5 protein-coding genes and 1 pseudogene are annotated in these 4,897 nt (G+C 45.5%); 4 read left to right on the top strand and 2 right to left on the bottom strand.

The features are described 5' to 3' along the window. Positions 1–1,025, bottom strand: a 1,025-nt coding sequence (locus AB5542_RS21030; protein WP_368243440.1) for an aldo/keto reductase, incomplete at its 3' end; no start/stop codon positions are given. A 153-nt stretch (positions 1,026–1,178) separates the two neighbouring features. Between AB5542_RS21030 and AB5542_RS21025 the strand changes: the two are divergent. Next, a pseudogene (locus AB5542_RS21025) lies at positions 1,179–1,311 on the top strand (AraC family transcriptional regulator); the annotation flags it as partial. 140 nt (positions 1,312–1,451) lie between these two features. On the opposite strand, the gene AB5542_RS21020 reads toward AB5542_RS21025, so the two are convergent. Further along, positions 1,452–2,420 (bottom strand): DUF3089 domain-containing protein, encoded by a 969-nt coding sequence (locus AB5542_RS21020; protein ID WP_279036975.1) that lies wholly within the window; start codon positions 2,418–2,420, stop codon positions 1,452–1,454. Positions 2,421–2,848: 428 nt separating this feature from the next. Here AB5542_RS21020 and rpsL point away from each other — a divergent pair, with 428 nt between their 5' ends. The 3 genes from rpsL to AB5542_RS21005 form a co-directional block, all read left to right on the top strand. Further along, complete coding sequence (rpsL, locus tag AB5542_RS21015) at positions 2,849–3,256, top strand: 30S ribosomal protein S12 (protein WP_087421393.1); 408 nt, start codon at positions 2,849–2,851, stop codon at positions 3,254–3,256. Between the two features lie 117 nt (positions 3,257–3,373). Next, positions 3,374–3,853 carry a 30S ribosomal protein S7 gene (rpsG, locus tag AB5542_RS21010; RefSeq protein ID WP_027201677.1) on the top strand — a complete coding sequence of 160 codons (480 nt, stop codon included), beginning with the start codon at positions 3,374–3,376 and terminating at the stop codon, positions 3,851–3,853. A gap of 17 nt (positions 3,854–3,870) precedes the next feature. Continuing rightward, positions 3,871–4,897 (top strand): elongation factor G (locus AB5542_RS21005; RefSeq protein ID WP_368243438.1); only part of this gene is annotated, 1,027 nt, incomplete at its 3' end.

Here is a 4,897-nt window from a genome sequence, read left to right as displayed (position 1 = left end):
GTTCCCGCACCGAGCAAGTCATCCAAGTGCGCCGGATGGGTTGTTCCCGGTATCGGCGCTATCCACGATTTGCGCGACAACATCCACACGAGGGCGAATTGTGCGGGGGTCACACCCTTGCGCTGCGCCCATTTGCGTACCAAGGTGACAAGCGGCATATTGTGCTTCAAGGCTTCGGGTGTGAACTGCGGCAGGTTCCAACGACGGTCGCCCTCGTAGAAACGGCTCTTCTCGTTGATTGTTCCCGTGAGGAACGCTCGCCCTAGCGGACAATAAGGCACGAAGCCGATGCCGAGTTCTTCCAATGTCGGGAAAATCTTGGTTTCAGGCTCCCGCCACCAAATTGCGTACTCGCTCTGTACGGCCGAAAGCGGACAAACGGCGTGCGCCCGACGGATGGAACGGGCACTTGCTTCCGACAATCCCCAATGCAGTACTTTGCCCTCCCGCATCAAATCCTTGACGGTTCCGGCCACCTCTTCCATCGGTACGTTCGGATCGACACGGTGCTGATACAGCAGGTCGATATGATCGGTACGCAGGCGTTTCAAAGAACCTTCCACCGCCCGGCGGATATGGTCGGGACGGCTGTTGATTGCGGTCGGTTGTTTTTCCTCAACACCGAATCCGAATTTGGTTCCGATCTTTACCTTATCCCTGAACGGGGCGAGAGCCTCGCCAACCCACTCTTCGCTGGTATAAGGGCCGTAGACCTCCGCCGTATCGAAAAAGGTGATGCCTTTATCGTATGCTCGGCGAATCAGAGCTATCATATCCTTTTTGTCGTACTTCCCGCCGTAATAGCCCACCATCGGCAGGCAGCCCAGACCGATAGCCGATACATCCAATTCTCCGAGCTTACGATACTCCATCGTGTTGTCCGTATTCGGTGTATTTGCATCCAATAGATTTCCCGATAGAGAAGATGAAGGGGTTTCGGCAAACACACGGGAAACACCCGTTGTAGCTCCGGCTGCGAGTAGTGCAAAACTCGATGCCGTTTTCAAAAAGTTTCTGCGATCCATAATCTTTGTATTTTTTTCGTTGTTCAGTTTCTGATTGCAAATTTATTGCGATTGAATGAGTCGGCTTGTATATGATTTACGGATATTTATACCCGAATCCTCGATTCTGCAATAGAGCTGTATGTAGTTCAAATCAAATGAATTATCGATGGCACACGGTGGCCGACACTTTAAGATTAACTACGGTGTATATGCTCTTTATCTGAAGGATACCTATTGCGGGAATATCATGTACGGACGTCAGGGTTACACCTATCAGGATGGTATGATAGCCTGTTTCGCCCCGGTCAGGTTGCGGAGGCAGGGATACGAAGAATATTCGGGAGCCCGGTAGGGACAAGGCGAATAAAAACACACGATGAGGATAAGGAAGATTAGATTTTATTCCTCGGAGCTTTGCATCTGGTGCGTGAATATCCCGCGGCGTTAATTTGATTGAAAAGAACGTTCATGGAATGCACGTATGCGCTGTAAGACATTTTTTCTCAAATTCTGATTGTAAAGATTAAATTCTTCCACGTGTAGATTTCCTTTAGGTAAAAGTACTTCCACGCTGGGAATATAATATTTGTCTTCATCAATTCCTGTTACCACGATTGTATGGATGGAAGGGTCGATAGACGCGGTAAAACCTTGATAAGAAACTCCGGGGCTAGTATCCGTTTTCCAGTTCAGGGGATTAATACACACGATGTTATTTTTGAACAATGGAGAAATTGCTTCCGGTTTTGTCACGCTATTGAATCCGATGATCACCCCCACGTCCGTAGAGTCTTTAGCCATTCGTAGATAAGGATAACTGTCTAGTTCCTCTTGCGTGATTGTATACCCGATGGCGTAAGATGCGATCAAGTGCTGGTAGATCTCCGGTGTTATCTCGTGCTTCAATAATTCGATCACGGCTTTTGCACCTTGGCTGTGGCCGGCAAGAATGAAAGGACGTCCTTGATTGTAATTGTTCAAATAATAACGAAAGGCGGCTACCACGTCTTTGTAAGCCAATTGAAAACGTTTTTCGATAAGAGCCGTGTCCAAAGACAACCAGCTGTCCATCGAAATCTGACGGTAATAGGGAGAGAAAAAATTACAACTGTCTGACAAGATATTTTTGGCCAATCGAATAGACGGGTCTACCATTTGACGCTGTTTCGTGTTGAATATGTCCATGTTATGTTGTATTTGCCCGAGGCTGTCGGTATAATCCCAAATGCAAGTAGGTACCACGTAAAAAATATCGACCTTCTTGTTCATGCCCTCTTGATTGGCCTCGAACCAACACTTGCTATCCGAGTAATCCACCTCGTCATTCGTGGAATCCGAAGAAATTTTCCCGCAGGAGATAACTAAAAGCAAGGAGCAAAAAGCAAAAATATATTTCAAAACAGCCTTCCCCATAATTTTATTTTTGATGTAAAATTTAAGGCAAAAATAGGTATTTTCTTCATATGTTTGATTGTGGAATAAACGTTTTATCCTGCCGTGGATTTACTCTTAATTTGTAAGTGAACTGTTTCTGGGGGAATAGGGGGAACCCAATGAATAGCTAATGTATATTCGATGTATACGGGAATTAGAGACGTATCAATTTCGAATCAAAGACGAATCAAAGACGTTCACGAGTGTCTTTGATGCGTTTTTGATTCGAAAAAGCAGGGTAGGAGAAATAGTTCTTTCATAGAATTTCACCGGTTGATTGTCGGCTAACATTCTCACAGTCTTATGCTTTTTTCGAAAAAAAAGATAGAAATGTTTGGTGGTGATGCATAAAGTTACTACCTTTGCGAGCCAAATTGAATAAAAGTAACTAATTTAAAAGTACTTGTATGCCAACTATTCAACAGTTAGTAAGAAAAGGAAGAACAAAAATCCAGGACAAGAGCAAGGCTCCGGCTTTGGATGCTTGCCCGCAAAGACGCGGGGTTTGTGTTCGTGTGTACACGACAACCCCGAAGAAACCGAACTCAGCGATGAGAAAGGTTGCCAGAGTTAGATTAACCAACGGAAAAGAGGTGAATGCCTACATTCCGGGAGAAGGACACAACTTGCAAGAGCACTCTATCGTGTTGATCAGAGGCGGTCGTGTGAAAGACCTTCCGGGAGTTCGTTATCACTTGGTTCGCGGTACATTGGATGCTGCTGGTGTAAACGGTCGTTTACAAAGTCGTTCCAAGTATGGTGCTAAGAGACCGAAAAAAGGTGCTGCTGCAGCTCCGGCAAAAGGTAAGAAGTAAAAAAAATTAATTGACAGGAGTTGTTTATGGGTTGTTCCCGAAAAGTTGAGTAAATGGTCGTGAGACCGTTGAAGACCGGTAAGGGCAGCGAACGAACAAATTCGTAAACTAGAAGAGATGAGAAAGAGTAAACCAAAAAAAAGAATCCTGTTACCGGACCCGAAGTTCAACGACGTGTTGGTTACCCGGTTCGTTAATGATTTAATGGTAGACGGAAAGAAGTCTATCGCGTTTAGAATTTTCTATGATGCAATTGACATTGTAGACGAGAAAATGGCCAAGAAGGAAGAGAAACCCGCATTGGACATCTGGAAGCAAGCTTTGGAGAATATTACTCCGCAAGTAGAGGTAAAGAGTCGTCGTGTAGGTGGTGCAACATTCCAAGTACCGATGGAAATCAACCCGATGAGAAAAAGAGCTATCTCCGTGAAAAATATGATATTGTTCTCTCGCAAAAGAAGCGGAAGAAACATGGCAGAAAAACTAGCTGCTGAAATCATGGCTGCATACAAGGAAGAAGGAGCGGCTTTCAAGAAGAAAGAGGATATTCATCGTATGGCTGAAGCCAACAGAGCTTTTGCACATTTCAGATTTTAATTGAAGGGATAAGATAAATGGCAAAGAGAGATTTACATTTAACAAGAAACATCGGTATCATGGCTCACATTGATGCCGGTAAAACGACAACAACTGAGCGTATCCTGTATTTCACCGGAGTGAATCACAAAATCGGTGAAACGCATGACGGTACGGCTACCATGGACTGGATGGTACAAGAGCAGGAGAGAGGTATTACCATTACTTCTGCCGCTACTACCTGTTTCTGGAATTATCAAGGTCAACAATATAAAGTAAATATTATTGACACTCCGGGACACGTTGACTTTACCGTTGAGGTGGAGCGTTCGTTGCGTGTGTTGGACGGTGCTGTTGCATTGTTCTGTGCCGTGGGTGGAGTTGAGGCGCAATCGGAAACGGTTTGGCGTCAAGCGAATAAATATGGTGTTCCGAGAATTGCTTTCGTGAATAAAATGGACCGTTCAGGTGCTGACTTCTTCAAAGCAGTACGTGAGATCCGTGAGAAATTGCACGCGAATCCTATTCCATTACAGTTACCGATCGGTGCTGAGGATGGATTCCAGGGAGTTATCGATTTGATCGAGATGAAAGCTTACGTGTGGGAGAATGGTGAATTGGAAGCTACGATCAAGGAAATTCCGGAGAATTTGTTGGCAGAAGCTCAGGAATGGAGAGAAAAATTAGTTGAGGCCGTTGCCGTTCAGGATGAGGCTTTGATGGAGCGTTTCTTCGAAGATCCTGAATCAATCACTGTTGAAGAATTGAAAGCAGTGGTTCGTAAGGCCGTTATCGCTATGGACTTCTGTCCGGTGATGTGCGGTTCTTCATTCAAGAACAAAGGTGTTCAGAACCTGTTGGATGCTGTTATCGCTTACTTGCCGCACCCGCTGGATATTCCGGCTGCTGCTGGTAAAAGACCGCGTACGGAAGAGGCTGTGACTTTCGAGATTGATCCGGAAGCCCCGCTTTCTGCATTGGCATTCAAGATCGCTACTGACCCGTTCGTGGGACGTTTGTGCTACACTCGTATTTACTCTGGTAAGATCGAGGCCGGTTCATACG

Origin of the sequence: Butyricimonas sp. RTP31003st1_G1_RTP31003_210430 (genome assembly GCF_040920905.1) — a bacterium.
GTDB lineage: Bacteria > Bacteroidota > Bacteroidia > Bacteroidales > Marinifilaceae > Butyricimonas > Butyricimonas paravirosa.
This window is presented reverse-complemented; position numbering and strand designations above follow the sequence as displayed.